1 protein-coding gene is annotated in these 806 nt (G+C 56.3%); it reads left to right on the top strand.

Features of this window, described 5'->3' with window-relative positions; translation table 11 throughout:
• Positions 1–298: 298 nt before the first annotated feature.
• On the top strand, positions 299–806 hold a 508-nt coding region (pyrE, locus tag SX1_RS22230; RefSeq protein ID WP_019054868.1), incomplete at its 3' end, for an orotate phosphoribosyltransferase.

Genomic DNA, 806 nt, shown 5'->3' with positions numbered 1-806 from the left:
TAGAACAGCACTCTTAGATCGGGTCGCTCGTTCTTACGATCAAACCCATTGTCCATTTTTTGTCCATTTTTTAGCGTTTTGCATCTCGAATGACGGAAGACACCGTGCCGCTGGCGGGGTTTTCCGCGGGAATGTCGAACGCGTTCGAGATCTGAGCGTGCGGTGTACGTAGCACAGGCTTTGCTACCGTTCAAGGGGTCACCACACGAAAGTGAGTTTTACGTACGCTAGGCGAGAACAGAAAACGAACGGCAAAAAGTGATGGGAAGCGGCCGTTTGCTTATGGCAAGACGTACGCATGATCGACCCGACCCTAGCCGCCGACATCAACGCTGCCTCTGCCTTGGAAGGAACGTTCCGGCTGCGGTCTGGACAGCTATCATCTACATATTTCGACAAATACCGATTTGAAGCTCGGCCTGATCTTCTGAGCAGGGTGGCCGCGGAGATGATCCCATTGATCCCCGCCAACGCAGAAATCCTTGCCGGACTGGAACTTGGGGGTGTGCCGATAGCAACGGCGTTGTCGCTTGCCACAGGAATGCCCGCCGCGTTCGTTCGGAAAGCACCGAAGGACTACGGCACTTGCCTAGCGGTCGAAGGGGGCGACGTTTCAGGCAAGCGCGTGGTGCTCATTGAGGATGTTATCACGACTGGCGGTGCGGTCGCGGACGCTACCCGGCTCGTAACAGAGGCTGGGGCAACGGTCATAGGTGTAGTCTGTGCGATCTGGCGTGGTGATGGACTTCCCAGGATTGCAGCGTTGCCCGATCTTCCTGTCTCGGCTGCCATGACGATGGATGACC

Source organism: Sphingobium xenophagum NBRC 107872, from assembly GCF_000367345.1.
In the GTDB taxonomy this organism is placed as follows: domain Bacteria; phylum Pseudomonadota; class Alphaproteobacteria; order Sphingomonadales; family Sphingomonadaceae; genus Sphingobium; species Sphingobium xenophagum.
The sequence above is the reverse complement of the archived record's forward strand: the minus strand, read 5'-3'. Positions and strand labels throughout refer to the sequence as shown.